At 66.9% G+C, this 26,516-nt stretch carries 24 protein-coding genes and 1 pseudogene; 14 read left to right on the top strand and 11 right to left on the bottom strand.

Going from position 1 to position 26,516, the window contains the following annotated elements:
* Positions 1-12: 12 nt before the first annotated feature.
* Genes ACQCSU_RS07925 through ccsB form a run of 3 tightly spaced genes read left to right on the top strand, consistent with a single transcriptional unit; the run spans position 13 to position 3,754 of the window.
* Positions 13-768, top strand: a complete 756-nt coding sequence (locus ACQCSU_RS07925; RefSeq protein ID WP_426979199.1) for a cytochrome c biogenesis CcdA family protein — start codon at positions 13-15, stop codon at positions 766-768.
* Positions 768-2,636, top strand: a complete 1,869-nt coding sequence (gene resB, locus ACQCSU_RS07920) for a cytochrome c biogenesis protein ResB (RefSeq protein ID WP_426979198.1) — start codon at positions 768-770, stop codon at positions 2,634-2,636. Before ACQCSU_RS07925 ends, resB begins: the two co-directional genes overlap by 1 nt.
* Positions 2,636-3,754 carry a c-type cytochrome biogenesis protein CcsB gene (ccsB, locus tag ACQCSU_RS07915; RefSeq protein WP_426979197.1) on the top strand — a complete coding sequence of 373 codons (1,119 nt, stop codon included), beginning with the start codon at positions 2,636-2,638 and terminating at the stop codon, positions 3,752-3,754. The genes resB and ccsB overlap by 1 nt, the downstream gene beginning before the upstream one ends.
* 399 nt (positions 3,755-4,153) lie before the next feature.
* Here the strand turns inward: ccsB and ACQCSU_RS07910 are convergent, their stop codons facing one another.
* The 3 genes and pseudogenes from ACQCSU_RS07910 to ACQCSU_RS07900 all read right to left on the bottom strand — a co-directional run bounded on the left by ACQCSU_RS07910 (position 4,154) and on the right by ACQCSU_RS07900 (position 7,329).
* A complete protein-coding gene (locus ACQCSU_RS07910; RefSeq protein ID WP_426979196.1) occupies positions 4,154-4,687 on the bottom strand; it encodes a hypothetical protein in 534 nt (177 codons plus the stop codon).
* A gap of 31 nt (positions 4,688-4,718) precedes the next feature.
* Positions 4,719-5,927 (bottom strand): annotated as a pseudogene (locus ACQCSU_RS07905) (IS3 family transposase).
* 967 nt (positions 5,928-6,894) lie between these two features.
* Positions 6,895-7,329 (bottom strand): PLD nuclease N-terminal domain-containing protein, encoded by a 435-nt coding sequence (locus ACQCSU_RS07900; protein ID WP_426979195.1) that lies wholly within the window; start codon positions 7,327-7,329, stop codon positions 6,895-6,897.
* 118 nt (positions 7,330-7,447) lie between these two features.
* Here ACQCSU_RS07900 and ACQCSU_RS07895 point away from each other — a divergent pair, with 118 nt between their 5' ends.
* Positions 7,448-7,765 carry a DUF4229 domain-containing protein gene (locus tag ACQCSU_RS07895; RefSeq protein WP_426979194.1) on the top strand — a complete coding sequence of 106 codons (318 nt, stop codon included), beginning with the start codon at positions 7,448-7,450 and terminating at the stop codon, positions 7,763-7,765.
* Positions 7,766-7,827: 62 nt separating this feature from the next.
* Here ACQCSU_RS07895 and ACQCSU_RS07890 read toward each other — a convergent pair whose 3' ends face one another.
* From ACQCSU_RS07890 to ACQCSU_RS07870, 5 genes are all read right to left on the bottom strand, one after another.
* The gene (locus ACQCSU_RS07890; protein ID WP_426979193.1) at positions 7,828-8,709 is read right to left on the bottom strand and encodes a 1,4-dihydroxy-2-naphthoate polyprenyltransferase; all 882 of its coding nucleotides are present in this window, start codon (positions 8,707-8,709) and stop codon (positions 7,828-7,830) included.
* Positions 8,710-8,757: 48 nt separating this feature from the next.
* The gene (locus ACQCSU_RS07885; RefSeq protein ID WP_426979192.1) at positions 8,758-9,912 is read right to left on the bottom strand and encodes an AMP-binding protein; all 1,155 of its coding nucleotides are present in this window, start codon (positions 9,910-9,912) and stop codon (positions 8,758-8,760) included.
* Positions 9,913-9,920: 8 nt separating this feature from the next.
* Positions 9,921-10,874 (bottom strand): 1,4-dihydroxy-2-naphthoyl-CoA synthase, encoded by a 954-nt coding sequence (locus ACQCSU_RS07880; RefSeq protein ID WP_426979191.1) that lies wholly within the window; start codon positions 10,872-10,874, stop codon positions 9,921-9,923.
* Between the two features lie 21 nt (positions 10,875-10,895).
* Complete coding sequence (locus tag ACQCSU_RS07875) at positions 10,896-11,336, bottom strand: VOC family protein (RefSeq protein ID WP_426979190.1); 441 nt, start codon at positions 11,334-11,336, stop codon at positions 10,896-10,898.
* 71 nt (positions 11,337-11,407) lie between these two features.
* Positions 11,408-12,169 carry a CPBP family intramembrane glutamic endopeptidase gene (locus ACQCSU_RS07870; protein ID WP_426979189.1) on the bottom strand — a complete coding sequence of 254 codons (762 nt, stop codon included), beginning with the start codon at positions 12,167-12,169 and terminating at the stop codon, positions 11,408-11,410.
* 236 nt (positions 12,170-12,405) lie between these two features.
* Between ACQCSU_RS07870 and abc-f the strand changes: the two genes are divergently transcribed.
* Positions 12,406-14,094, top strand: coding sequence for a ribosomal protection-like ABC-F family protein (gene abc-f / locus ACQCSU_RS07865; protein ID WP_426979188.1), 1,689 nt, complete (start codon positions 12,406-12,408; stop codon positions 14,092-14,094).
* Positions 14,095-14,357: 263 nt separating this feature from the next.
* The gene (locus tag ACQCSU_RS07860) at positions 14,358-15,821 is read left to right on the top strand and encodes an amino acid permease (RefSeq protein WP_426979187.1); all 1,464 of its coding nucleotides are present in this window, start codon (positions 14,358-14,360) and stop codon (positions 15,819-15,821) included.
* A gap of 394 nt (positions 15,822-16,215) precedes the next feature.
* Here the strand turns inward: ACQCSU_RS07860 and ACQCSU_RS07855 are convergent, their stop codons facing one another.
* Positions 16,216-16,392 carry a CsbD family protein gene (locus tag ACQCSU_RS07855; protein WP_354185878.1) on the bottom strand — a complete coding sequence of 59 codons (177 nt, stop codon included), beginning with the start codon at positions 16,390-16,392 and terminating at the stop codon, positions 16,216-16,218.
* 115 nt (positions 16,393-16,507) lie between these two features.
* Here ACQCSU_RS07855 and ACQCSU_RS07850 point away from each other — a divergent pair, with 115 nt between their 5' ends.
* The 6 genes from ACQCSU_RS07850 to ACQCSU_RS07825 all read left to right on the top strand — a co-directional run bounded on the left by ACQCSU_RS07850 (position 16,508) and on the right by ACQCSU_RS07825 (position 21,489).
* Positions 16,508-16,993, top strand: coding sequence for an SRPBCC family protein (locus ACQCSU_RS07850; RefSeq protein ID WP_426979186.1), 486 nt, complete (start codon positions 16,508-16,510; stop codon positions 16,991-16,993).
* Entirely contained in the window at positions 16,993-17,682 is a 690-nt protein-coding gene (locus ACQCSU_RS07845) for a pentapeptide repeat-containing protein (protein ID WP_426979185.1), read from the top strand. Before ACQCSU_RS07850 ends, ACQCSU_RS07845 begins: the two co-directional genes overlap by 1 nt.
* Before the next feature lie 179 nt (positions 17,683-17,861).
* Positions 17,862-19,091, top strand: a complete 1,230-nt coding sequence (locus tag ACQCSU_RS07840; RefSeq protein ID WP_426979184.1) for a thiolase family protein — start codon at positions 17,862-17,864, stop codon at positions 19,089-19,091.
* Positions 19,091-19,930 (top strand): enoyl-CoA hydratase/isomerase family protein, encoded by an 840-nt coding sequence (locus ACQCSU_RS07835; RefSeq protein WP_426979183.1) that lies wholly within the window; start codon positions 19,091-19,093, stop codon positions 19,928-19,930. Before ACQCSU_RS07840 ends, ACQCSU_RS07835 begins: the two co-directional genes overlap by 1 nt.
* 2 nt (positions 19,931-19,932) lie before the next feature.
* Positions 19,933-20,832: a 3-hydroxyacyl-CoA dehydrogenase family protein gene (locus ACQCSU_RS07830; RefSeq protein WP_426979182.1), complete on the top strand. Its 900-nt coding sequence runs from the start codon at positions 19,933-19,935 to the stop codon at positions 20,830-20,832.
* Positions 20,833-20,898: 66 nt separating this feature from the next.
* Positions 20,899-21,489, top strand: a complete 591-nt coding sequence (locus tag ACQCSU_RS07825) for a GNAT family N-acetyltransferase (RefSeq protein ID WP_426979744.1) — start codon at positions 20,899-20,901, stop codon at positions 21,487-21,489.
* Here ACQCSU_RS07825 and ACQCSU_RS07820 read toward each other — a convergent pair.
* Positions 21,486-22,322: an SGNH/GDSL hydrolase family protein gene (locus ACQCSU_RS07820; protein WP_426979181.1), complete on the bottom strand. Its 837-nt coding sequence runs from the start codon at positions 22,320-22,322 to the stop codon at positions 21,486-21,488. The genes ACQCSU_RS07825 and ACQCSU_RS07820 overlap by 4 nt on opposite strands.
* Before the next feature lie 327 nt (positions 22,323-22,649).
* On the opposite strand from ACQCSU_RS07820, the gene ACQCSU_RS07815 reads away from it, so the two are divergent.
* Positions 22,650-23,345, top strand: coding sequence for a tyrosine-protein phosphatase (locus ACQCSU_RS07815; protein ID WP_426979180.1), 696 nt, complete (start codon positions 22,650-22,652; stop codon positions 23,343-23,345).
* A gap of 4 nt (positions 23,346-23,349) precedes the next feature.
* Positions 23,350-25,914 (top strand): S1 family peptidase, encoded by a 2,565-nt coding sequence (locus ACQCSU_RS07810; protein ID WP_426979179.1) that lies wholly within the window; start codon positions 23,350-23,352, stop codon positions 25,912-25,914.
* 76 nt (positions 25,915-25,990) lie between these two features.
* On the opposite strand, the gene ACQCSU_RS07805 is transcribed toward ACQCSU_RS07810, so the two are convergent.
* Entirely contained in the window at positions 25,991-26,407 is a 417-nt protein-coding gene (locus tag ACQCSU_RS07805; RefSeq protein WP_426979178.1) for a PaaI family thioesterase, read from the bottom strand.
* Positions 26,408-26,516: the final 109 nt, after the last annotated feature.

The following is a 26,516-nucleotide window of genomic DNA, read 5'->3' as shown; positions in this document are numbered from 1 at the left end:
GACGGCCCCACCGTGAACAGCCCCTTCGCCGAAGCCATCCTGAATGGTTCGCTCCTGCTGGCCATCCCGGTGGCGCTGCTGGCCGGATTCGTCTCCTTCCTCTCGCCCTGCGTGCTGCCGCTCGTCCCCGGCTATCTGGGCTACGTCACCGGGCTGACCGGCGTCGACCTCCAGAAGCAGAAGCGCGGCCGCATGCTGGCCGGCATCGGGCTCTTCGTCCTGGGCTTCTCGGTGATCTTCGTGCTGCTCGGCGGGGCATTCGGGCAGCTGGGGACACTGATCACCGGTTCGGAGAACAAATGGATCACTCAGCTGCTCGGCGTGCTGGTGATCATCATGGGCGTCGTGTTCATGGGCGGCTTCGGCTGGCTCCAGCGCGATGCCAAAATCCATGCCAGGCCGCCGGCCGGTCTGTGGGGTGCGCCGTTGCTGGGTATCACCTTCGGCCTTGGCTGGGCGCCGTGCATCGGGCCCACCTATTCCGCGGTCCAGCTCCTGAGCCTCTCCGGCGGATCCTCCGCGGCCAAGGGCGCCTTCCTGGCCTTCGTGTATAGCCTTGGCCTGGGCATTCCGTTCCTGCTGATCGCCCTGGCCGTGCGCCGCGGCATCGGCGTGATGTCCTTCTTCCGCAAACACCGGCTCGCGATCCAGCGCACCGGCGGCGGCATCCTGATTGTGCTGGGGCTGCTGATGGCCAGCGGAGTGTGGGGGACCTGGGTCTCCGGGTTGCAGTACTGGTTCCAAACCGATGTGAAATTGCCGATCTGATGAGCGAGCGAGTGAACGTAGACAAGAAGTCCCCGGCCCCCGGCACCATGCCGGACGGCAAGCCCGTTCCGGCTGCCAAGCCCACCGCGGATGCTGTATCCACCGCAAAGGCGGAAGCTGTTCTTCCGGTGCTCGGCCCGCTGGGCATGCTCCGCTGGGCCTGGACCCAGCTGACCAGCATGCGCACGGCCTTGTTCCTCCTGTTGATGCTCGCGGTCGCGGCGGTGCCCGGCTCGCTGTTCCCGCAGCGGCCCGCCAACCCGTCAATCGTCACGCAGTACATCAAGGACCACCCGGACTACGGCAAGCTCCTGGACACGCTGCAGCTGTATGACGTGTACTCCTCGGCCTGGTTCTCCGCGATCTACATCCTGCTGTTCATCTCCCTGATCGGCTGCGTCGTTCCCCGGGCCATTGCGCATTACAAGGCCATGCGCTCCCAGCCGCCGCGCACGCCTGCCCGGCTCTCCCGGCTGCCGGAGTACGGCACCCTCGTGATCCCCGCCGACGCCGGGATCCCGGCGTCGCGCGCCATCACCGAGGCGGCCGAACTGCTGAAGAAGCGCGGCTACCGCGTCGACGTCCGGGACCGCGACGGCGCGCGGCCGTCGCTGGGGGCGGAGCGGGGCTTCCTGCGTGAAGTCGGCAACCTCCTCTTCCACACCTCGCTGATCGGCGTGCTGGTCTCCGTCGCGATCGGCGGCCTCTTCGGGTACAGCGGGCAGCGGATCCTGGTGGAAGGGGACACCTTCGTGAACACCCTGGTCGGCTACGACCAGTTCACCCCGGGCACCAACTTCCAGAGCAGCCGGCTGGAGCCGTATTCGGTCCAGCTGGACAAGTTCCAGATCACCTTCGACCGCGAATCGAAGGGTAAGTTTGGCCAGCCCATCGACTTCAAGGCCGACATGACCACGAAGGAGTCCCCGGACGCGCCCGCCAAGAAGGAGGTGCTCAAGGTCAATGATCCCCTCACCCTTGGCGGCACCAGCATGTACCTCACCGGCAACGGCTACGCCCCCATCGTCACCATCCGCGACGCCGCCGGCAACGTCGCCATGCAGGGCCCGGTGGTCGCCAAGCTCCAGGGCGACAACTACTACTCTTCGGTGGTCATCAAGGTCCCCGACGCCAAGCCGGAACAGCTTGCCTTTGCCGGCTTCTTCCTCCCCACGGCCTTCGTCACCGACCAGGGCGTGTCCTTCAGCGGCGATCCGGAGCTGATCAACCCGCAGCTGACCCTGAACTCGTACTTCGGCGACCTCGGCCTGAACGACGGCGCCCCGCAGAACGTCTTCGAGCTCGACGTCAAGAAACTGACGCCGCTCAACGCCCGGAATCTGGACACCAAGGGCATCGTCCTGACGCCGGGAACCACCCAAACCCTGCCGGATGGCAAGGGATCCATCAGCTTCGATGGCGTGAAGCGCTACGTCGGCGTGGACATCCACCACAACCCGGGCCAGCTCTACGCCCTGATCTTCGCGCTTTTGGCGGTCGCCGGCCTGGTCACCTCGCTCTACGTGAACCGCCGCCGCGTCTGGGTGCGGACCGGAACTCACGCGGACGGCCGCACGATGGTCGAATACGGACTCCTGGCCCGCGGCGAGGACCACCGGCTTGCCGGCGAAGCCGCCAGGATCCGGGCGCTGCTGGCGGACGAATGGGAGTTGCTCGATCCGGGCACCGGGGCGTCCGGCGCCGGTTCGGCAACGGGTTCCCAGTCAGCTCCCAGCGGAAAGACGGATAATGACCGGGCGGATGCGGACGTGCCCGGTGCCAGCCGAGAGCAAGCCTCCCCGGACCATCCCGCAACAGACTTCATCCCGTCATCAGCCGGCTCGCCTGAGTCAAAGAAGGATCAGTAATGTTCCCCATCAACGAAACCATGGGCCAGTACAGCGAGCTGTTCATGCTCCTCGCGGCAGGCACCTACACGGTGGCGTTCATCGCCTTCGCCTGGGACCTGGCCAAGAGCAGCAAGGTATTGCGCGCCGTGGACCTCAAGGCTGCCGAGCTCTCGGGTGCCACCAGCCCTGAGGCAGCCCGTGTTCCGGTAGGTGCCGGCGTAGGGGCGGCTTCGGGCGCTGTTGACCGCGCCGATTCGGACGTGGCCGGGCCTGTCGGCCGTTCCGAGCGCCCGTCGTCGTCCCTCTCGCGGGCCGTGCCCGGGAACAGCGCCGGGATCGGCCACACGGCCGACGGCGGTATGCGCTACGCCACCGAGCGCCGCGTCCCGGCCCGGGTCGCCGTCGCCGTGACCGTGCTTGGCGCGGCGATCCACGCGGCCGGCGTCATCACGCGGGCACTTGGTGCAGGCCGGGTGCCGTGGGGGAATATGTACGAATTCCTGACCACCGGCGCATTCGTGGCCGTGGCGGTCTTCCTGCTGGTACTGATCCGGCGCGACCTCCGCTTCCTGGGCACGTTCGTGATCGGCCTGGCAATCATCATGCTGGTTGCGGCCGCCGTGGCCTTCTGGACGCCCGTCGGCCACCTCGTTCCCGCATTGCAGAGCTACTGGCTGATCATCCATGTCTCCATCGCGGTGATCTCCTCCGCGCTCTTCACCCTGACCTTCGCGATGTCCGCGCTGCAGCTGGTCCAGGCACACCGGCAGAAGACTGTCTCAGCCGGCGGCGCGGACAAGCTGGGCTTCATGCGTCTGGTTCCGTCCGCGCTCAGCCTCGAGAACCTGTCCTATCGGATCAACGCCATCGCTTTCGTCGGCTGGACCTTCACGCTCATGTTCGGCGCCATCTGGGCTGAGAAGGCCTGGGGCCGCTTCTGGGGCTGGGACACCAAGGAAGTCTGGACGTTCGTGATCTGGGTGGTCTACGCTGGCTACCTGCACGCCCGCGCCACGCGCGGCTGGACCGGAACCCGTGCCGCCTGGCTATCGATTGTCGGCTATCTCTGCGTGGTCTTCAACTTCACGATTGTGAACCAGTTCTTCAACGGCCTGCACTCCTACTCGGGGTTGTAGACCTCCGTTGCGCAGGCGGCTGTCCCGGGCCGCAGCTCCGCGATTCGCCACGAATGGCCGCTAAGGACACTGCTTAGCGGCCATTCGTGTCAGATGGGTGCCGGGCGGGACGTGTTCTTTGGTCGGGTGTGGTGGGGGTTCGGCCAAGGATGCTTTGGTTACATCCCGCCAGCATGCACTCCATCGATTCGCCGCAGAAGGCCGCTAAGGAACCCCGCTTAGCGGCCATTCGTGTCAGATGGGTGCCGGGCGTCGCGAGCACCGCGATTTCGCCTCGGCCTCAGGCCAGGGGCAGGGGTCCAGCCGCGCTCGGTAACATCGGTCAGCGCCGGCGGCCGGGTTCGCCCGCACCCTGGTTCGCTTGCACCCTGAAGCCTCGCGATTCGCCACAGAAGGCCGCTAAGGAACCCTGCTTGGCGTGTCAGATGAGTGCCGGGCGTCGCGAGCACCGCGATTTCGCCTCGGCCTCAGGCCAGAGGCAGGGGTCCAGCCGCGCTCGGTCAGCGCCGCCCGCACCCGGGTCACTGCAGTCGGGTCCATCCCAGGGGCAATCGGGGTCAAATCCCACTGGGTCAGTACGACGACGCGCCACCCTGCATCCCTGGCGTTCTCATCCCGGAAGATATCGCTGCGACGCTGGGCCGGACTGGCGTGATGACCGCCGTCGTACTGGATCGCTATCTTTTCTTGCTCATAGGAAAGGTCCGGGTCCTGGATCCAACTGCCGGTCTCGTCGAAAATCGGGACGTTAATCCCAGGTTCGGGCAAACCATAGCGGACCAGAAGCAGCCGGAGTTCGGTCTCTTTGGGGGAGTCCGTGTCAGCGCGAATCAGGGTCCTGGCCCGCAAAGCGCGCCGGTAGCCCGTCCTGCCCTGCTTCCCGGCGAGGAATGCGTCCAGTGCATCGATAGTGGTCAGTGGTGCGTTCGTCAAGTTTTTGAGACAGTTTCGTAGTTGATTCGGGTTACGCGGCCACGGGTTCGTGGTCGGCGGTCTGATGATTTGCGAGAGCTCTGGCCGGTGGTATGCCGCCGGCCCGGCGGTTGGGCCTGCGGCGGTTGTACCAGCCTTCGATGTAGTCCATGACTGCGGTCCTGGCCGCGAGCCTGCTGGCGAAGGTGTGGAGGTGGTACATCTCCGTCTTCAGGTGCGAGAAGAAATTTTCGGCCACGGCATTGTCCCAGCACACGCCGACCTCGCCCATGGACTGGGTGACGCCGTTCCCGCCACACCATTTTTGGAATTCGGACGAGGTGTACTGCGAGCCTCTGTCGGAGTGAAAGACTGCTCCGTCGGCAGCGAGGCGGCCGTGATCGCGGGCCATGGCCAGGGCATCCGTGCACAGGCTGGCGCGCATGTGTCCGGCCATCGACCAGCCAATGACCATGCCGGTGCACAGATCGATCACGGTGGCCAGGTACAGCCATCCCTCGCCGGTGCGCAGGTACGTGATGTCCCCGCACAAGCGGGTCCCGGGCACCGTGGACGTGAAATCGCGTTGACCGTTTTCGTCGAGCATGTGGTTGCGGATGTGCGCGGTCTTCGCCTGCGGATCCTGCTCGGTGGTCTTCTTCCAGGCCCGGGTCCGGGCGGCCCCGCAGACCGTGCTCACGCATGATGGCCCCGACCGTGGGCGCGGATACTGCCACGCCCTTCGCGTTGAGCATCAGGGCCAGTTGGTCCCTGCCGGCCCGGCCTTCTTCCTTCTTGAACAGGTCAGTGACCTCGGTGACCAGCTTCTGGTGACGCACCGCCCGAGGGGACGGGCCCTTGGGGTTGCGCCACCGGTAGAACGAGGCCCGGGAAACCTTCAGGGCACGGCACAACCAGGCAATCGGATGGTTCGCCTTCTGAGCTTCGATGAACTCGTAGAAATCCTCTACCGTTGCTTCGCTGCAAAGAAGGCGCTGACTTTTCCCAGGAAATCGTTCTCCTGCTTCAGCTTGGCGATCTCGGCCAACGCCTTCTGGTGCTCATCCCAGGACACCGGCGCCTTTTCCTCCCCGCTGAACCGCTCCGGATGATCCGCCCGGTACGTCCGCACCCAGTTCCCCAGCGTTCCCTCGTTGACGCCGATATCGACGCATACCTGAGCGATCGGCCGGCCCGAGGAGATCACCAGCTCGACGGCATCATCCTTGTACTGCTGCGTGTACTTCTTACGTTCGGTCATGCGAGAAAGGACTCCTAACAAGCTGTCTCACAAAACCATACGGCCGCAGTGGGTTCCTCCGCCGCAGCAGGAAGTCCCCTGCAATCACCAAGTCATCGAGGCTCATCATGCCGGCCAGGTCGAACCACGTCCGCAGTGGAGAGGTGCAGCTCACCCTGACGCCAGCCACGATCTCCTCCGGTTCAAGTGAGTGCTCGTGGCCCACGACGTTCCTACGCCGCACAGCCCGCTGGCCCGGCCGACTCGTCAGATGGACGACAGTCAGGTTCTCCAAGGCCTGCGGCAGGGGGAAGCCCCACAGCACTGCCGCAGACAGATGGCTCACGACTGCGCTGGTCACAGCAGTGAGGGCATGCACGCGTTCCAGCAAACTGTACGGGGTGGCGGCCGTGGCACGCACTCCGTAACAGGGGCTGACGAGATCCCGAGCCCGGGTCCGTCGGCGGCCCAGCCCGGCATTGCGGGCCTCGGCCACGGTGAAGGGATGGTTTCGAAGATGCGGGGGAAGCTCGCTGGGGTGGCGCATACGAGCATTCTGCGCCCACTCGTAGAGGTGCCGGGGGTTATCCACAGGACAGGCAGGGTGTGGGGGAGGAGTCGGACTAGTGAGCAGCAATGCACCGGCGTGGTTGAGTGGTGGCCATGTGACGGAGATGGCCGCTATGAGGCTGGTATTGCGGCCGTCGGCGGCGAATCGCCGCGTGGCTGCCCGGGGTTGGTGGCTGCCCGGGCCGGCTGCCCGGGCTGGTGGGCCGGCCTCAGGGGGCAACAGGATGCCGGGGCCTGTACGGGTGATGTTGGTCCAGGAGCAGTGCGGCGCGGTTGAGCGGCGATTTGCCGGAGATGGCCGTTATGGGGGCTGGAATTCCGGCCGTCTGTGGCGAATGGGAAGGGCCCGGCCCCAGATCGGACGCAGCCGGGCGTGGGTGCCGGGGAAGGGAATGCCTGCCGGGAGGGCCAGAAGGTGCTATTTGACCTCGTCGGTGCCCTGTGTGCCGGCGTCGCCGGAGCCGTGCGTCTCGCCGGATTCGGAGCCTTGGCCCTCACCGGGGCTGCTGTCGCCGCCGTCGAGCTTGCGCCCCTTGGCATCCAGCTCGTCCTTGAGCTTCTTGAGCCGGTCCGACTCGGCCTGGTTGCGGCGGCGGATCTCAAGGTTGCGCAGGAAGTCCGGATCGTCGTCCGGGGCGATGGGGTGGCTGTACGTAACGGGAGCCGGGCCGGTGCCGCGCGGGCGGCCGATCAGGAACCACAGGATGGCACCGATCACGGGCAGGACAATCTGCACGACGATCCACGCAGGCTTGGAAATGCCCCTGGTCTGGCGGGCATCAGTGCGGATCACGTCGACGAGTCCGTAGACAAACACGACGAGAACGGCGACGGCGACCACTACACGGAGCATGTAATCAGTCTAGCCTCCGGGGGAGTCTCCGGCGTCGCCGCTGCCTCCGCCGGGAGGCAGCGGCGACGCCGGGTACGCCGATGGGATGCGCCCACGGCCGGAAGGCTAAACTTGAAGTGTGGCTTTCCTGAAATACTCCCTGATCCGGCTCGCGTTGTTCGCGCCATTGTTCGCGCTGTTTGTCTACCTGCAGCTCGGATGGCTCCTGGCCGTCCTCTGCGCCGGCATGATGGCTTTCGCCATCAGCTACCTGTTCTTCCAGAAGCAGCGCGACGCGGCGGCAGCAACGCTCCACCAGCGGTTCTCGGGCAAGGCGAAGCCGCTGCGCAGCGCAGGTGAAGTCGCCGACGCCGACGCCGAGGACCGCCTCGTCGATGAGCACCCGGACATCACCGTCCACAAAGCCAGCCGGCCCAGCCGGCCTAAGGACTCTTAGACCAAGGAGTCCCTCAAGCAGGCACTGCCGGCCGCTGTCTGCCCCGAGCTGCCTGAGGGCCGCTAGAATCCGCGGCTCAGCACCAGCCCCAGCGAGAACAGCACGGCGTAGCCGAGGTTGATCAGCCCGGTCTGCTTGAGCACCGGAATCAGGCTCTTGCGCCTGCGGCCGGCGATCATCAGCCAGGACGGCATCAGGCAGGCCGGGATCAGCAGCAGCACAGTGAGCATCCACGGCCGGGTCGGCGCCAGCACAATCACGAGCAGGATCGCGACGGCGAGCATCAGTACGTAGCTTTCCCGGGCGTGCTTGTCCCCGAGCCGGACCGCCAGGGTCTTCTTCCCGGCTTTCCGGTCCGTCGGGATATCGCGGACATTGTTGGCCATGAGCAGGGCGCAGGCAATGAGTCCCGTGCCGATCGCGCCGATGATGGCGGCGAGGCTCAGCTGGCCGGCCTGCGTATAGGCGGTGCCGAGCGTGGCCACGAGCCCGAAGAACACAAAGACGAACACGTCGCCGAGGCCGAGGTAGCCGTAGGGGTTCTTGCCTCCCGTGTAGCCCCACGCCGCGAGGACGCAGCCGAGACCCACCAGGATCAGCCACCAGCTCTGTGTGATGATGACCAGCGTCAGCCCGAACACCATGGCCAGCCCGAACGCGGCGAAGGCAGCGTACTTGACCTGCTCGGGCTTTGCGGCGCCGGAGCCGACCAGCCGCAGCGGGCCGACGCGCTCCTCGTCGGTGCCGCGGATGCCGTCCGAATAATCGTTGGCGTAGTTCACGCCGATCTGCAGCAGCAGGGCCACCAGCGTGGCCAGGACGGCGTTGAGCGGGCGGAAACCGTCCATCTCGTACGCGGCTGCGGTGCCGATCAGGACGGGCGCGATCGCGGCCGGCAGGGTGCGCAGACGGGCGCCTTGGATCCATTGAGCGGCTGTTGCCACGTTCAGTACCTCGTGTTGGTTTGGCGAAGCCGGGAGTGCCCGGCTCATCTATTTTCCCTGATGCAGCTCGTTGAGCCGAACAGTCATGCCCAGCCGGTCCGGTTTCCCGTTCGGCAGCATGAGAAGTTCGCCGGCGGCCAGCACGGTCTTCGGGGCCAGCTGGCCCAGGACCGGCGCCCAGGCGGCACTTGCGGTGAAGGCCGCGATGGCTTCCGGGGAGCTGTCGGCCACAGCCACGTAGGCGGCAAGGGCCTGTCCCCACTCTGCGGAGGGAACGCCGGCGACGAAAGCGGCCAGCACGCCGTCGAGCTGCTCCAGCTCCGCCTGAACATGCGCGGCGGAAACCTTTACGCCGCCGGTGATGATGACGTCGTCGGCCCGGCCCAGGACGGTGAGCCTCCCGGCCTCGTCCAGCTCGCCGAGGTCGTTGGTGCGGTACCAGCGGACGCCGTCGTGCTCCACGAAGGTTTCCGCGGTGAGTTCCGGGGCATCCAAATAGCCTGCGGCGATGGTGGCGCCGCCGAGCAGGATACGGCCGTCGTCGGCCAGCCTGACCTCGACGCCGTCGAGCGGCACACCGTCGTACACGCAGCCGCCGCTTGTTTCGGCAGAGCCGTAGGTCGTCACCACGCGGATGCCGGCCTGGCGCGCCGCGGCGAGCAGCTCCGGCGACGCCGGCGCGCCCCCCAGCAGGATCCCGTTGAAGCGCCGGAGCACGGCGAGGGTCTCGGCCGAGGGGGAGTCCAGCAGCCGCTGCAGCTGGGTGGGGACGAGCGAGGTGAACCGCATCTTGTCCGTCAGTTCGAGCGCGGCGGCGGTGAAGGCCTCGGTCGTGAAGCGGCCGCCGAGGTCCATCACCCAGGGCCGGGTCCCGGCGAAGAGCGAGCGGACCAGCACCTGGAGGCCGGCCACGTACTGCACCGGAAGCGCCAGCAGCCACTGGCCTTCGCCCTGGAGCGCCACGGCCGTGGCCATCGAGGACGCGGCCAGCGCGTCCACCGTCAGCACCGTCGCCTTGGGCGTGCCGGTGGAGCCGGAGGTGCGCACCACGACTGCGGCGTCCTCGATCCCGGGCGTTTCGACCCGCTCAACTGCCGGGGCACCGTCGGGGCCGACGGACAGTTCGACGGCGGGTCCCTCGCCGCGGAGGGCAGCGGCCAGCGCCGCGAGGGCAGGTTCGATCTTCACAGCTGCGGAAGTCACGGGGCGCCTTAGAAATAGTACGGGAATTTGGACCAGTCCGGGTCGCGCTTCTCCAGGAAGGCCTCCTTGCCCTCCACGGCCTCGTCGGTCATGTAGGCCAGCCGGGTGGCCTCGCCGGCAAAGACCTGCTGGCCGGCCAGTCCGTCGTCGGCGAGGTTGAAGGCGAACTTGAGCATCCGGATGGCCTGCGGGGACTGCCGGGCGATGTCTGCGGCGTACTCCAGGGCAACCGCCTCAAGGCGATCATGGTCCACGGCCTCGTTGACCGCTCCCAGCCGGACCATGTCCTCCGCCGAATATTCGCGGGCCAGGAAGAAGATCTCGCGGGCGGCTTTCTGGCCGATCTGGCGGGCCAGCAGCGCGGAGCCGTAGCCGGCGTCGAAGCTTCCCACGGTGGCGTCGGTCTGCTTGAACTTGCCGTGCTGGCGGGACGCGATGGTGAGGTCGGAAACGACGTGCAGCGAGTGCCCGCCGCCGGCCGCCCAGCCGTTGACGACGGCGATCACCACCTTGGGCATCGTTCGCATGAGCCGCTGGACCTCGAGGATGTGGAGCCGGCCGGCGCGGGCCGGGTCGATGGTTTCCGTCGTTTCACCGTTGGCGTACCGGTACCCGTCGCGGCCGCGGATCCGCTGGTCCCCGCCGGAGCAGAAGGAGTGGCCGCCGTCCTTTTCGGAGGGGCCGTTGCCGGTGAGCAGCACCGTGGCCACATCCGGGGTCATCCGGGCGTGGTCCATGGCGCGGTAGAGCTCATCCACGGTGCCGGGGCGGAACGCGTTGCGGACCTCGGGACGGTTGAAGGCAATGCGGACGGTGGGCAGATCCCGGACCACGGTGCCGTCCGCGGAGCGCTCCACCTGCCGGTGGTAGGTCATGTCCTGGAAGTCGTCGAAACCGGACACGGTGCGCCACCGGGTGGGGTCAAAGACGTCGGATACCTTGGCGGGGATTTCGTTGCTCACAGTCCGAGTCTAGTAATCGGCTCAGCCGATGCAGAACTCGTTGCCTTCCGGGTCGGCCATGGTGTGCCAGGAATGCGGTCCCTGGCTGGCGGTCCAGAGGAACGTGGCGCCGCGCGCCTCAAGGGCCCTGCGCACCTCGTCCTTGTCCGCGCCCGCGAGCCTCACGTCCCAATGGATCCGGTTCTTGACGGTTTTTTCTTCCGGGACCGTCTGGAACAGAATGCGACGGGCGGGCGACTTGGCGTCGAGTTCCTCGGGCGGGCGGATGGCTGCCCCGGCACCCCACACGAGATTGCCGTGGTGGGTCATGGTGTCCGCCTCCGTCGCGAAGCCCTGCTCGACCATGGAGCGGATGAAACCCTCGTCCTGCGGCTCCACGGCCCAGTCGAGGGTCTTGGCCCACCAATCGGCGAGCTCATGCGGATTCGCGCAGTCCACGGCGATCTGGATGTTCAGTGTCATGGAAAGAACCTACGACGTCGGCGCCCCCGCCGGTAGGTCCCAGTGGAATTCCCGGGCCTTCTCCCTGGCTATCAGCCCTGCATCTGCTGCAGCTGCTCAAGGACCTCGGGCGGGATGGCATAGATGAAGAAGACGGCCAGCAGGTTCTTCGCGGCATGCACGAAATAGGAGAACATCACGTTCTTGCCGGTCCAGACGTAGACGAACACCAGGACGGCGCCCATCGCGAGGTAGGGCATCAGCACGGGCAGGGTCAGGTCTTCCTGGCCGACGATGTGCAGGGCCGCAAACAGCACCACGGACAGGGCGCAGCAGAGCCAGATGTTGACCCGCCGGCTCAGCTTGCCGATCAGCAGGTGGCGGAAGATGTACTCCTCCACGAAGGGGCCTACGACCACCAGCAGAGGCACCATCAGCCAGACCGGGACCTGCTGCATGAGCGCCTGCAGTCCCGCCTGGTTCGCCGATGTCTGCACCGGCCCGCTCATAACGACCAGGAACGCGGTCAGGATCATCATGACCACCACCGCCAGCGGGACCATGAGGAGCGTGAACCACGGCCTCGTGGCCAGGACGCGGAGATCGCGCGCGGCGACGCGGCGCACCGCAGCCAGGGCCAGGACGCCGATGGTCCCGTAGAAGATCAGGTTCACCGAAAAGGACGCAACGGCCGGGTTAGGCGAGATCTGCAGCAGCAGCGGCGCCAACACATCGCCGGCCGCGGTGAAGAATGCGACCGCGGCCACGTAGAGTCCGGCGGTGCTGAGATCGAGCCGGGAGGCGCGATAAAGATCCGGCCGTGGAGCCGGTGGTGTGCGGAGAGCATTGCCCATGCCACCAGCCTAGCGCCGAGGCAGGGTGGCACGGTCAAGTACAATATTCGGGACGCCTAAATTTTCTTTTCAGTGCGCCGAAGTCGCCGTCCGAACCCGTGGCGCAAGAAGGCGGTTGTGCTCGCCGCCTGAGCCGCCAACTGACGGCGGCACGCACGTCAGTATTGGCCGGCGGCGGCGAACTTGACGACGCAAGCCGCCGCCGGGCAGGCTGGGCACCTACTTGCGAGGACTCCTTGAGCGAACATCTCCGCCTTTCGGGCGTATCCCATGGTTACGGGGACCGCCAGCTGTTTGCCGGCGTCGAAATTGCCATCACAGCCGGCGAACATGTGGCGATCGTCGGCGAAAACGGGGCGGGCAAATCCACGCTGCTCCGGATTTTGGCCGGGCTCGAGGCCCCGGACGAGGGCACCGCCGTCAGCCAAGGCCGCGTGGGCTACCTTGCCCAGACCCATGGCCTGCCTGATCAGTTCACCGTCAGCAACGCGATCGACGCCGCACTGGAATCGCTCCGCGCACTGGAGGCCGAGCTGGACCGTCTGGAGGACGGGCTTGCCGCCGCTGAAACGGAAGAACTGGAGCGCTACGGAAACCTGCAGACGCAGTACCAGCTCAGGGAAGGCTACGCCGCGGAATCCCGGGTGGAGGCGGCGCTGGACCGGCTTGGCCTGGGCGGGCTGGACCGGTTGCGGACACTGGGCTCGCTCTCCGGCGGGGAACAGGAACGCGTGGCACTGGCCTGCGTGCTGGCCGATCCCGCGGACATCCTCCTCCTGGACGAACCCACGAACCACCTTGACGCCAGCGGCACGGCCTGGCTGGAGGCGCGGCTGGCGGCGCACCGCGGAACCGTGGTGGTGGTCTCCCACGACCGCGTGCTGTTGCGCAAAGTGGCCTCAACCGTGATTGAGGTGGATGCCGAACGCCGGACGGTCAACCGGTATGGCAACGGCTACGAAGGCTACTTGCGGGAGAAGGCTGCCGAACGCCAGCGCTGGGCGCAGCAGTACCACGGGTGGCAGGACGCGATGGCTGCCGAACGGCTCCAGGCGGACACGGTCGCGGGGAAGATGGGCTACGCCCGCAAACGCGACGGCGACAAAATGGGGTTCGACTTCAAGGCCGGCACGTGGCAAAAGGCAGTCACCAGAAAGGTCCGCAATGCCCAGGAGCGTCTCCGCCGGCTGGAGGAAAACCCCATTGACCGTCCGCCGGTGCCCTTGCGGCTGGCAACGGATCTGCGGGCGGACGTTGCAGCGGGCCCCGCTCTTGAAGCGAAGGGGGTAGCCGTGCCCGGCCGCCTGGAACCAACGGACTTCCGGGTGGAGGCGGGCCAGAAGATCCTCATCACGGGTCCCAATGGCGCAGGCAAGTCCACGCTGCTATCTGTCCTCGCGGGCACGCTGGAACCGGCCAAGGGCACCGTGGTGACGCACGGCCGGATCGGTTACCTGCAGCAGGAGTTGGAGCTCCCGCAGCGCCCGGGGTTGCGTCTTTTGCCCGCTTTTGCCTCGGGCCTGGGCGGCAACATCGATGAGCACGCGGAGGCGCTGCTGCGCCTGGGGCTCTTCCGGACCACCGAATTCCACGTCCCGGTGGGAAGCCTGTCCGCAGGACAACAACGCAGGCTGGCGCTCGCCCGGCTCCTGTTGGGCGGGTTCGGGACGATGCTCGTGGATGAGCCCACCAACCATCTGGCGCCCGCGCTGGTGGAACAGCTTGAAGCGGCCCTTTCGGACTTCGCAGGGACACTGGTCATGGTCAGCCACGACCGCGCGCTGGGGGAGTGGTTCAGCACGTGCGCCGGTGTAAACAGCAGCGGGAACCGAACCGGGCACGGCGCCAGGCAAAGCGGAACCGGGCACGGCGCCGGCACCGGGACCTGGCTCCGGTATGCCATGCGGGACGGAGCCCTGGCGTAGCTGACGGAAACGCCGGGATATTCGGGGCCAAAGTAGAATATTATTCGGCCATTCTGCCGATTAGGCGTCATTAATTAGGGATGGCACCCGCCTGGTGTTGCCCGCGTCACGGTCAAGCCAGGAATTCTAGTACGATGGATGAGCCGCGCGAAGCTTTGACTTTGTGAGGTTCGGTACACGTTGCTGCCCCACCGGGGCAAAACCCGAATGTACCCGAATCCACGGTCCTGTCCCGGCAACACCCCAACCTACAAGGAACCGCTGTGCCATCACTTACCCCCACAGAACTCAAGAGCGCGCCGGAGCAATCCACCGCCGTCGACTCGACCCTCAGCGCCGAGGGCTACAAAAAGACCCTGAGCGGCCGTCATGTGACCATGATTTCGATGGGCGGCGCCATCGGCGTCGGCCTCTTCATGGGGGCCGGCGGACGCCTGGCCTCGACGGGCCCGGCGCTGATCTTCTCCTACGCCATCGCCGGCGTCATCGCGTACCTGCTGATGCGGGCGCTGGGCGAGCTCATCATGTACCGCCAGACCTCGGGCTCCTTCGTCAGCTATGCGGGCGAGATGTTCGGCAAGAAGGGCGCGTTCATCTCAGGCTGGATGTACTTCATCAACTGGGGTATGACCGGGATCGCGGAACTGATCGCGATCGGCCTGTACTTCCAGTTCTTCTTCCCCAACGTGCCGGTCGAAGCGTCAGCCATCGCCGCGCTCGCGCTGCTTGTCGCCGTGAACCTGCTCAGCGTCAAGGCGTTCGGCGAGTTTGAATTCTGGGCGTCCTGCCTCAAGGTCGGCGCCATCCTGATCTTCCTCGCCGTCGGCACCTTCATGGTGGTCACGAACGCCCAGGTGGGCAACGGCCACGCCTCCGTGGCGAACCTGTTCCACGACGAGGGCGGCATGTTCCCCAAGGGTGCCCTCGTGATGGTCCTCGTCCTGAACGCCGTCATCTTCGCCTACAACGGCATCGAACTGGTCGGCATCACCGCTGGCGAGATGCAGAATCCCAAGCGTGAAGTGCCCAAGGCGATCCGCGCCGTCGTCCTCCGCATCGTGGTGTTCTACGTCGGTTCCGTCCTGCTGCTGGCCATGCTGCTGCCGTCCGACCAGTACAAGGCCGGCGTTTCGCCGTTCGTCACCGTGTTCGGCCAGATGGGCCTCGGCTGGGTGGGCGACGTGATGAACATGATCGTCATCACCGCCGCGCTCTCCTCCTGCAACTCCGGCCTGTACTCGATCGGCCGCGTCTTCCGCACCATGGCCAACAACGGCCACGCCCCGCAGTGGCTCACGAAGATGTCCTCACGCCACGTGCCGTACATGGCGATCCTCGCCATCGCCGCGTTCTACCTCGTGGGCATCATGCTCAACATCTGGCTGGGCGGCTCGCACGCCTTCGACCTCGCGCTCAACACGGCCTCCATCGGCGTCATCTTCACCTGGGGCGCCATCTTCGCCAGCCAGATCGCGCTGCGCCACCAGAAGGGCCGGGTCTCCAGCCTGCCGATGCCGGGTTCGCCGTGGAGCAGCTGGGCCGGCCTGATCGCACTGCTGGCCATCACCGTACTGATCGGCTTCGACACCATGACGGACAAGGCGACCGGCGAGGTGTTCCACCTCGGACTGTGGACGCTGGCCACCATCCCGTTCTTCGCCCTGCTGCTGTGGTTTGGCTGGCAGAAGGTCAAGAACAACGAGCCCAAGAGCGAGCTCTTCAGCTAGTTCCGAAAAACTAAGCAGACACGACGACGGCGGCGGTCACCTTCGCAAGGTGGCCGCCGCCGCTCGCTTAAGCCGTCGCCGCGGTGAGCACCCATGGGCCGGAGTCGCCGCCGCGTCATGCCTCAAGGGCCGTGGTCGCGCCAACGCCGCATCCAAGTGACGAAGATGGCCGCTAACCGGTCGGGATAGCGGCCATCTGTGGCGAATCATTGCCTTGGAGCCATTGCGGGTCACTGGGGAGGCCATGGATGTGCCGGGTTCACCCCGAAGTGACGAAGATGGCCGCTATCCGGGTGGGATAGTGGCCATCTGTGGCGAATCGCAACCCCCGGGCACAAAAAAGCGGCGTCGGACCTCCCCCAAAGGAAAGTCCGACGCCGCGGTTCTCGAAAAATCAATCCTTCTTGAAGGCGTCCTTGACGTTTTCGCCGACCTTCTTCGCGTCGGCGACGACCTGGTCCTTCTGGCCCTCGGCGCGCAACTGGTCGTTGTCAGTGGCGTTTCCAGTAGCTTCCTTGGCCTTGCCGCCGAGGTGCTCTGCTTCGTTCTGAATCTTGTCTCCGATACCCATGGTGCGAACCGCCTTTCGTTTCCGGTTGAAATTCAACGTTGTTTCACCATAACACAAAGCATGCTTACTATTTCAGGGGGTTTCAAGGTCCGAGCTTCCGGCTAGGCTCAAAGCCATGGACCACAAAACCAGCCTTACCCAGCACATCAATGCCCCGGCGGACAAGGTGTGGGCGGTCATTTCGGACATCCCTGGATCGGCCGCAACGCTGTCCAGCATTGATTCGATCCAGATGCTCACCGAGGGGCCCTACGCCGAAGGCACCCGCTGGAAGGAAACCCGCACCATGATGCGGCGCGCGGAAACAGTGGAAATGTGGGTGTCCCAAAGCGAGCCTCCCTCGCCCAGCACTGCCGGGGGTGCTGCCGGCAGCACCACGGTCAAGGCGCTGCAGGGCGGTGCCGACTACACCACCCGTTTCGTGCTGGCCGATCGTGACGGCGGAACGGACCTCACCCTGACGTTCGGCGCCGAGGTGGTCCAGCCGACGCGGCTCAGCAAGGTCATGATGGCCGTCTTCGGCGCGATCGGAATGCGCATCACCCGCAAAGCCCTCGCCAAGGACCTGGCGGAAATCGCGGCCAAAGCCGAGTCGCTCTGATGGCGGCTGCTTCCAGGGCATCCGGCACCGCCGCCAAGGCGCCCAAGGTCACGGCCCCGCGGCTCACGCCGGTCCGGCTGGAAGAGCTGCGGGACGACCCGTCCCCGGACTTCCAGCGCGGGGAGCGGTACGACGGCGTCCGGTACAGCCGCGCGGTCGCCGACGGGCTGGAACTCAGCGGAACGGACTTTGCCGAATGCGAGTTTGCCGGCGTCTCCTTCAATGAGACACAGCTGCGCGGTGCCACGTTCCGCGACTGCATCCTCTCGGAGCTGTACGCCCCCGTGTTCACGGCGGCCAGGAGCAGCCTGCGCGACGTCGAGATCGGCAACCCCCGCTGGGGTTCCGCCGAACTCTATGAAAGCGGCTGGCAGTCGGTGCGGATCGACGGCGGCAAGCTCGACTACCTGAACCTGCGCGGCTCCAAACTGACCGACGTGCAGATCAGCGACTGCATCATCGGCGAACTGGACCTCGGATCCGCCACAGCAACCCGGGTGGTGCTCAAGAACTGCACCATCGGCACTCTCGACGTGAGCGGCGCAAAGCTTAGGGACTTCGACCTCCGCGGCACGGACTTCCGCATCCTCAGCGGGCTGGGCAGTCTCGCCGGCCTCGTGATCGACGACTACCAGCTCACCCTGCTGGCCCCGCTGCTGGCCAGCCACCTCGGCGTCGTCGTCGTGTAACCCTGCGGGGGTCTGGTTGACCCCCTTGCCGTGCCGTGTAATCTTTATAGAACGAACGGTCGGTAAATTGGCGCTGAGCCGGTCGACGCTGATTGCCGCCGCAGACAGTTCGTTTTGATGACAGATTTCGATGGCAGATTTTCGATGACAGAGACGTTTATCGCGTGAAGGGTGTACCCATGGCATCAGCAGTTGCAGGACCGCAGGCATTTCTCGTAGGCGGTGCCCGGACTCCCGTCGGCCGTTACGGCGGCGCCCTTTCCGCCGTCCGCCCCGATGACCTGGCCGCCCTGGTGGTCCGCGAAGCGGTGGTCCGTGCCGGCGTCGACCCGGACAGCATCGACGAGGTGATCCTCGGCAACGCCAACGGCGCCGGCGAGGAAAACCGCAACGTGGCCCGGATGGCCACCATCCTGGCCGGACTGCCCCTGCACATTCCCGGCATCACGGTAAACCGGCTCTGTGCCTCCGGCCTGAGCGCCATCATCATGGCCAGCCAGATGATCAAGTCCGGCGCCGCGGACATCGTGATCGCCGGCGGCGTCGAGTCCATGAGCCGCGCCCCCTGGGTGCAGGAGAAGCCCCGGACCGCCTTCGCGAAGCCGGGCGAAATCTTCGACACCTCCATCGGCTGGCGCTTCGTCAACCCGCTGTTCAAGAAGGGCGGGCTTTCCCGGGACGGCAAAATGACGTTCTCCATGCCGGAAACGGCCGAGGAAGTCGGCCGCGTGGACGGCATCTCCCGCGAGGACGCAGACGCGTTCGCCGTCCGCTCCCACGAACGCTCCCTCGCCGCCATCGCCGCGGGCCGCTTCGCCGCGGAAATCGTCCCCGTGACCGTCAAGTCCCGCAAGGGCGAGACCGTCGTGGACACCGACGAAGGCCCCCGCGCCGGCACCACCATGGACGTGCTCGCCGGTCTCCGCCCCGTCGTCGCCGGCGGCTCGATCGTCACCGCAGGCAACTCCTCCACCCTCAATGACGGCGCCTCCGCCATCATCGTGGCCTCCGAAGCGGCGATCAGGAAGCTCGGCCTGACGCCGCGGGCCCGCATCGTCGACGGCGCCTCCGCCGGCTGCGAGCCCGAGATCATGGGCATCGGCCCCGTCCCCGCCACGCAGAAGGTGCTGGCCCGGACCGGGCTCAGTGTCGGTGACCTCGGCGCCGTCGAACTCAATGAGGCATTCGCCACCCAGTCACTCGCCAGCATGCGCCGGCTCGGCCTGGACCCGGAGACTGTGAACCGCGACGGCGGCGCAATCTCCCTGGGACACCCGCTGGGTTCGTCCGGCTCGCGGCTCGCCATCACCCTGCTCGGCCGGATGGAACGCGAAGACGCCAGGTTCGGCCTCGCCACCATGTGCATCGGCGTCGGCCAGGGCACCGCGATGCTGCTGGAGCGCGTCTAGTGGCGGCCGCCCGCACGGGGCTCGACCCGGACGACTTCAGCACGTTGAAGATCGAGGAGCGCGAGGACCGGCTGGTGGTGCTGCTCAACCGCCCCGAGGTCCGCAACGCCATCGACCAGCAGATGGTCGACGAACTCCACCAGGTTTGCGCAGCCCTGGAGCAGACTCCCAAGGTGCTCATCATCGCCGGCACGGAGGGCGTCTTTGCGTCCGGGGCGGACATCGGACAGCTGCGCGAGCGCCGGCGGGACGACGCGCTGCAGGGCATCAACTCCACCATCTTCGTGCGGATCGCCAAGCTCCCGCTGCCTGTCATCGCGGCCCTGGACGGCTTCTGCCTGGGCGGCGGCGCCGAACTGGCCTATGCCGCGGACTTCCGGATCGGCACGCCCGGCGTGCGGATCGGGAACCCGGAGACTGGACTCGGCATCCTCGCCGCGGCCGGCGCCAGCTGGCGCTTGAAGGAGCTCGTGGGGGAGGCCGTGGCCAAGGAGATCCTGCTCGCCGGCGTTGTGCTGCGCGCCGAGCGGGCCCTCGCCGTCAACCTCATCACCGAGATCCATGAAGCGCCCGCGTTGATGGACGCAGCCCACGCCCTCGCCGACAGGATCGCCCGGCAGGATCCCCTCGCGGTACGGATCACCAAGTCCGTGTTCCACGCCCCGGCCGAGTCGCACCCCCTGATCGACCAGCTGGCCCAGGGCATCCTCTTCGAATCCCAGGCCAAGTTCGACCGGATGCAGGCTTTCCTGGATAAAAAGTCAGCCAAGAAGTCCGATATGACGTCGGACACGAAGCCCTCCACGACGCCAGCCACGACGTCAGACCGGAAGAAGTAGACATGAGCAGCCCCGCACTCCCCGCGAACGTTCCCGCGAACCTTCCCGCCGATAACCTTCCCGCCACCGTCGGCGTCCTCGGCGGCGGCCGCATGGGGGCCGGCATCGCCCACGCTTTCCTGATCAACGGGGCCAACGTCCTCGTGGTCGAGCGCGACGAGGAATCGGCCGAGGCTGCCCGCGAGCGGGTGGAATCGGCAGCAGCCAAGAGCATCGAGCGCGGCGCCACGGACGGCAACCTGGACGAGATGGTCTCCCGTCTCTCCGTGACGGTGGACTACGACGACTTCAAGGACCGCCAGCTGGTCATCGAGGCCGTGCCCGAAGACTGGGACCTCAAGGTTTCCTCGCTGCGCGGGATCGAGGAGCGCCTGGCCGCCGATGCGTACCTCGCCTCCAACACTTCGTCTCTCTCGGTCAACGGCCTGGCCCGCGAGCTGAAGCGGCCGCAGAACTTCCTGGGCCTGCATTTCTTCAACCCGGTGCCGGCATCGACGCTGATCGAGGTTGTCCTTGGTGAACACACTTCCGGGCCGCTGGCCCGCGCCGCCCGCGGCTGGGTCGAGGCGCTCGGCAAGACCGCCGTCGTCGTCAATGACGCGCCGGGCTTCGCGTCCTCACGGCTTGGCGTCGCGATCGCCCTGGAGGCGATGCGCATGGTGGAAGAGGGGGTGGCCTCGGCCGCGGACATCGACAACGCCATGGTGCTCGGTTACAAGCACCCCACCGGCCCGCTGCGCACCACCGACATCGTGGGCCTCGACGTCCGCCTGGGCATCGCCGAATACCTTGCCTCCACCCTCGGCGAGCGGTTTGCGCCGCCGCAGATCCTGCGCGACAAGGTGGCGCGCGGCGAGCTGGGCCGCAAGACCGGCAAGGGCTTCTTCGACTGGACTGACTGACCTGTTCATCACCACCGCCTCTAGGATGGTCCGGTGACTTCCCTCCACGGACCCGCCCTTGAACCGATGACCCTCACCGGACGGCACGTCGTCCTCGAACCGCTGAGCCAGGACCACCACGATGGACTGGTGGACGCGGTCCGGGACGGTCAGCTGTGGAAACTCTGGTACACCGGAGTGCCCTCCCCGGACGGGATGGCGGCGGAGATCAGCCGGCGCCTGGCTCTCCAGGAACGCGGCTCCATGCTGCCGTTCACGACGAGGCTGATTGAACCCGCCACGGGCGGACCGGGCAAGGTGATCGGCATGACCACCTACATGAACATCGACGCCGAAACGCCCCGGGTGGAGATCGGCTCCACCTGGAACGCCGCGTCCTCGCACGGCAGCGGCAGCAACCCGGACTCCAAACTGCTGCTGCTGGCGCACGCCTTCGAGACGCTCGGCTGCCCGGCCGTCGAGTTCCGGACGCACTGGCTCAACCACCAGTCCCGCGAGGCCATCGCACGGCTCGGCGCCAAACAGGACGGTGTGCTGCGCAGCCACAGCCGCTCGGCCGACGGAGCACTCCGGGACACCGTGGTGTTCTCCATCCTGGAACACGAATGGCCGATGGTCCGCAACGCGCTGGAGTTCCGGCTCGCCAAGCGACGCTAGGGCGCGGTGTAGACGCCCGCAGCTTTCAGCGATTCGAAGTAGCCGGAGCGGTAACCTTTGGCGTTGGGGTGGTAGTCGTCGGGGGTCAGCCCATCGCTCAGGTCTAAGTTGATCCACGGCTCTTTTGAGCCGAGACCGTGTCCGGCGAAGGCGGGAGCCACATCCACATACTGAGTGTTGACTCCTAGCCTCGATGTCGCTGCTGCTGCGCCGGCTATCGATGCGTTGAGGGCGTCCACGAAGGTGTTGGCCGTGGCCGGTAGGGCGTCGATACTGGGTTCGAACAGGTGCGGATAGCCCGTGACAACAATCTTTGCCTCAGGAGCAACGGCGTGGGCGGCCAGGATGAGGGTGCCGACCCGTTCCGGGATCAGGGCGAGGTTCGCCTGAGCCGTCTGAAGCGCGGGACCACAGCCCGGGGTTTGGAGACCGCCCCCGCACGCGACCACCACGGCGCCGACATTGAGATCGTTGCCACCGGCCGTAATCGTCAGAAGTTTGGCCGTCGGCGTCAGACGGGGCAATTGCAAGTCGATGACGTCCTGGGTCGTCTTCCCGCTGCAAGCCAGGTTGGCAACGAGCTCCACGTCCTGAGTTCGGTCGCCCAGGACCGGGTATCCCTTCTTGCTCACGAAGCACGCAGGAGCGGTTGTATCCGTGTAGTGCTCAGCTCCCTGGCCCGCGGCATAAGAGTCGCCGAGCGCAACGTACGCGATCGCGCTTCGGGCGGGCGCCGCGTGGGCCGGCGCCGCAGCGAGGCCCGCACCGATAGCCAGAGTGGCGAGGCCGGCAGCCAGTGCTGCGCGACGGCGTCGGAGTTTCAGAGTTCCCATGGTGTTCCCCTTAGTAGCGCGTAGAGAGCAGGTTCAATGGCCGTGCCGGAGACGCCGCGTTAGTGACGCCGGCAGGCTCCGCTTGAAAATGAGCCCGGCGACGGCCGGGCTCCGTGTCACCCTACCCGTGGGGGGTCCAGCCGTCCCCGGGTCATTGGTCCCTACTTTCGCAGGTTTCGTGACCGTGGGCTCACCCATGGTGGGGAGCCATTGGTCTTGTGGTTAGCTTTCGAAGTGACGATTCCTGCCGGGCCCGGCGGCCAAGCCGGCGACATCATGCAGCCTCGAGCGGCGCGGATGCCCGCAGCAGTTGGGACGGGTGGGGCAGTGCACTGGGACGGAGCGGTCAACGCCTGGCACATTGGCGGCGTCGTCTTCCGGATGGGGCGCCGGGAATGGCTCACCGAGGCGGGCTGGCAGCAGGCCTACGAATCCGGCATCCGTACGGTCATTGACCTCCGGAACGAGGACGAGAGGATGCGCCGGGAAACAGATCCCCTGGTGGGTGCCGCGGCGCTCGCGGCGTTCGACGTCGTGCTGGCTCCCACGGAAGACCCTGACAACAGCGAATTCCGGCAGCTCTGCGGTCCGTACCTGAACAATCCCGCCTCGTACGCCGACAATGCCCGGATTTTCCCCGCCAAACTGGTGCGGGTGTTCCAGGAAGTTGCGGCGGCGCACGGCGGCGTCGTGATCCACTGCTCGGCCGGGCGGGACCGCAGCGGGATGATCGCCGCCATGCTCCAGGACCTCGCCGGAGACAGCGAGGAAGCAATTGTGCGGGGCTATCAGCGCTCGATGCGGGGGATCAATGAGCACCACCGGCGGTCGGCAACGCCTCATCCGCACGAGCGGTACCTGCCCGAAGAGGTGCTGGGACCGCTGCTCGGAGTGCGTGGTGAAAGCCTGTTGCAGTTCGTCCGCGCCCTGAAAACGGAGGAGTTCCTGCGCGGCAACGGTGTGACGCGCCGGGAGGTCGCGGCCATCCTGGCGAAAATGCGCAGATGTAGACAGATAAGGTAGCCGGGTGAAGACTCCGAAGATTCAGCTGGTACTGCGGGCAGTGTCAGCTGCCGCCCTCGCCCTCGCCGGCTCGTTCTACGCCGTACCGGCGCTCGCCGACGCCGAAGCGGAACCCGCGACGACGGCGTCCGCCCCCAGCGCGCCGGCCCCCAGCGCGCCGGCCCCCAGCGCGCCGGCCCCCAGCGATGCGGGCCTCGCGCAGGCCGTCCGGCGGGATCTCGGCATGACGCTTGGCGAATTCAATGCCGCAGGCGAACAGGCCAGGCGCGCTGCCGACGCCTTGCCCACCTTGCGGACGCTCCCCGGCTACGTGTCGACCAGGCTGAGCAAGGGCAGCATCGTGGTTGAAGGCGCCGGCGCCGAGCTGCAGTCCCGGGTGGACGAGCTGAACCATGCCGGTCCGGCAAACTTCGTCCTGGTGGCCCCCGCGGCCGTCCCGGCATCTACCCCGGCACCTACCCCGGCACCTTCGGAAACGCCCGCGGCCGGAGCGGTGGTGCCCGTGGCTGCCACAGCCGCTGAGCTGGTGGCGTCGAGCACAGAGCAGCTCTTCCAGGCTTTTGTCCGCGAAGTCGGGACCACCGGGTTGCAGGCCGTTGCCTACACCGACGGCCGCTTCGTCATCCGCACCGGGGGGGCCAACGCGGCCGAAACCGGCCTGTCGGCCGGAGCCATCCTGGCCGGCGTACCCGGCAGCCAGATGGCACCGACCGCCACGGCACCCGGCAAGGTCTCTCCGGCCGCCTTCGTTGCCCGCTACGCGAACGTTGCCCTGGAACAAGGCTCACCCATTGCCACGGAGGAGGACGTGTTCGGCGGGCAGGGGTACGTCACCGAGCGGAACGCCATCTGTTCTGCGGGCTTCGGGGCGTTCAGTCCTGCCGGCGACCCGGTGGTGCTGACGGCGGGTCACTGCGCTGAAGACGGCAGGGCCAAGACCGCGGGCATCGAGCCCCGGAGCTCGGCACCGGCGTCCGGAACGACGGCGCCGGCTCCTCCCTACGCGGCGCTCGGCACTTTCGGTTTCAGCCAGTTCGGCGGCGCCCAGAGCTCGTGGATCACCGGGGATGAGAACAAGCCGGGCAATGTCGGGACCGACATTGCCGTAGTTGAGTCCCTCCGGAAGGGCGTCCATGTCCAGCCGGCCGCGACGGTCTGGGCTCCCGGCGCCGCCGTCGACCCGGGCCCCACGGCTGTAAAGATCATCGGAACGGTCTCGCCTTTCCAGGGCCAGCAGGTGTGCCGCTCCGGACGGACCACCGGTTGGTCCTGTGGCACGGTGCAGGAGCTTGGCATCTACGTCGTCGGGGGCACCACCCCTGATCCCGCCGACCTGCGGGCCTTCCGGGGCTTCCTGTCCAAGGACGTCCAGTCCAGCGGCGGAGACTCGGGCGGACCCTGGATCAGCGGCAACTTTGCGGTCGGGACCCACTCCGCGGGCGACGGTGCCGGAGCCACCGAAAACTTTGCCATTGCCACGACGCTGGAGGACTCCCTCTCCCACATTCCCGGCGGCGTGCAGCTCCAGGTCTTCCTCAACAAGCCTGAGCTGGTGGCGCCGTCGGACCAGACGGTCACGGCAGGGCAGCCCGTCACCGGTCACGTTCCGGCGGCACCCGCCTCTGCCGTGGCCGCCAATTCGAAAGTCCGCATCACGATCGCAGGCAAGGCCGCTGGTCCGCCGATTGAGGTCCCGGTAGACGCCGCCGGGAACTGGTCGTTCCCGGCGCCATCGTCCACCGGGGCGCTGCGGTTTTCTGCGGAGACAGTGAACGGGTTCAGCCGGTCAGGCGCGGCATCCCTCTCGATCAGCGTCTCGGACCTGGACGCGCCCGCTATCACCAGTCCCGCAGAAGCGGCTGCCCTGAACGGTGTGGACCGCGTTGACGGGACCGGTACGCCCGGGCTGACAGTCCAGCTTTCCGGTGACGCCACCGGCAAGGGCACAGTGTTGCCGGACGGCCGGTGGAGCATCAGGCTGACCGGGAAACCGGTCTACGGCCGGCTCATGGTGACGGCGGTGCAGACGTCCCCCCGGCACGTGGACAGCCCCTCCGCCACGCGAAGCGTCACCGTCGCCCCGCCGGCACCAGCGGTCTCCACGGTCCGTGAGGGCGCGCAGTTCGAACAGGAGTCGCTTCCCGCGACCATCTCCGGGACGGGCCTGGACGGCTCCGAGGTAAGCGTCACGATCGACGGAGCACCGGCGGGCGCCGCCACTGCCGGCGGCGGACGCTGGAGCGTGCCGTTCCCGGCGGACCTGGCTCCCGGCGCCCACACCCTTTCCGCCAGCCAGGCGGTCGACGGCGTGGCGTCTGACCCGCTCGTGAGGACCTTCATCATCAGTGCTCCAGAGGCACCCGCGGCTCCCGCTGGGGGAGCTTCTGTCGCTCCGGGTCCGGCCGCGGTTCTTCCGGCCGGAACTCCGGGCACCTCCGGTCAGCTGGCCAACACTGGCGCGGGTTCGATCCTGCCGACGGCCGGCTTGGCGGCCGGTTCGCTCCTGCTGGGCGGGGTGCTCCTCCTGCTCGGCCGGCGCCGGCGGACAATCGCGGCGCTGCAGGGGTAAGGGCAAACGGCGCTTGCCCGGCGGGTAAACCCCGGCGGGTAAACCCCGGCGGGTAAACCCCGGCGGGTAAACACTGTCAGGCCTTGCGGTCCAGCAGAAGGTTGGTAATCCGCAGGGTGCATAGCCGCTGGCCGGCCTCGTTGGTGATCAGGACCTCGTGTGTGGTCACCGTCCCGCCGAGATGGATGGGCGTGGCCGTGATGGTGATGAGCCCCTCGCGGGCCGACTTGTGGTGCGTCGCCGAGACGTCCACGCCCACCGCCGTCTTCCCGAGCGTGCTGGCGTGAATGACGGCTGCCCAGGAGCCCACCGCCTCGCCGACGGCCAGCGACGCCCCGCCGTGCAAGAGGCCGAAGGACTGCCGGTTTCCTTCCACCGGCATCGTCGCGACAACCCGCTCGACGGATTCCTCGACGATTTTCACGCCCATCTTCTCGTCCAGTTCGCCGAGCGTGATTTTCCAAAGCTCGGCATTCCGCGGCTCGGGCGTCATGGCTTCTCCTCTGTGGCCGGATGGTTCAGGCCGGTCTGTGCCGCCGCAGCTAGTGTGCGGCAGGCCTCATTCATGTACTGTAGACATATTACCGAACGGACGGTCAGTA

The organism is Pseudarthrobacter sp. O4, from assembly GCF_050157025.1.
GTDB lineage: Bacteria > Actinomycetota > Actinomycetes > Actinomycetales > Micrococcaceae > Arthrobacter.
This window is presented reverse-complemented; position numbering and strand designations above follow the sequence as displayed.

Bases quoted from the DNA above. Each gene is read 5' to 3' on its own strand.
- ACQCSU_RS07900 (WP_426979195.1), bottom strand. From the start codon at position 7,329: ATGCTCCGTGTAGTGGTCGCCGTCGCCGTTCTCGTCGTGTTTGTCTAC.
- resB (WP_426979198.1), top strand. From the start codon at position 768: ATGAGCGAGCGAGTGAACGTAGACAAGAAGTCCCCGGCCCCCGGCACC.
- ACQCSU_RS07875 (WP_426979190.1), bottom strand. From the start codon at position 11,336: ATGACACTGAACATCCAGATCGCCGTGGACTGCGCGAATCCGCATGAG.
- ACQCSU_RS07805 (WP_426979178.1), bottom strand. From the start codon at position 26,407: ATGACGCCCGAGCCGCGGAATGCCGAGCTTTGGAAAATCACGCTCGGC.
- ACQCSU_RS07840 (WP_426979184.1), top strand. From the start codon at position 17,862: ATGGCATCAGCAGTTGCAGGACCGCAGGCATTTCTCGTAGGCGGTGCC.
- ACQCSU_RS07820 (WP_426979181.1), bottom strand. From the start codon at position 22,322: ATGGGAACTCTGAAACTCCGACGCCGTCGCGCAGCACTGGCTGCCGGC.
- ACQCSU_RS07845 (WP_426979185.1), top strand. From the start codon at position 16,993: ATGGCGGCTGCTTCCAGGGCATCCGGCACCGCCGCCAAGGCGCCCAAG.
- ACQCSU_RS07870 (WP_426979189.1), bottom strand. From the start codon at position 12,169: ATGGGCAATGCTCTCCGCACACCACCGGCTCCACGGCCGGATCTTTAT.
- ACQCSU_RS07855 (WP_354185878.1), bottom strand. From the start codon at position 16,392: ATGGGTATCGGAGACAAGATTCAGAACGAAGCAGAGCACCTCGGCGGC.
- ccsB (WP_426979197.1), top strand. From the start codon at position 2,636: ATGTTCCCCATCAACGAAACCATGGGCCAGTACAGCGAGCTGTTCATG.
- ACQCSU_RS07830 (WP_426979182.1), top strand. From the start codon at position 19,933: ATGAGCAGCCCCGCACTCCCCGCGAACGTTCCCGCGAACCTTCCCGCC.
- ACQCSU_RS07850 (WP_426979186.1), top strand. From the start codon at position 16,508: ATGGACCACAAAACCAGCCTTACCCAGCACATCAATGCCCCGGCGGAC.
- ACQCSU_RS07825 (WP_426979744.1), top strand. From the start codon at position 20,899: ATGACCCTCACCGGACGGCACGTCGTCCTCGAACCGCTGAGCCAGGAC.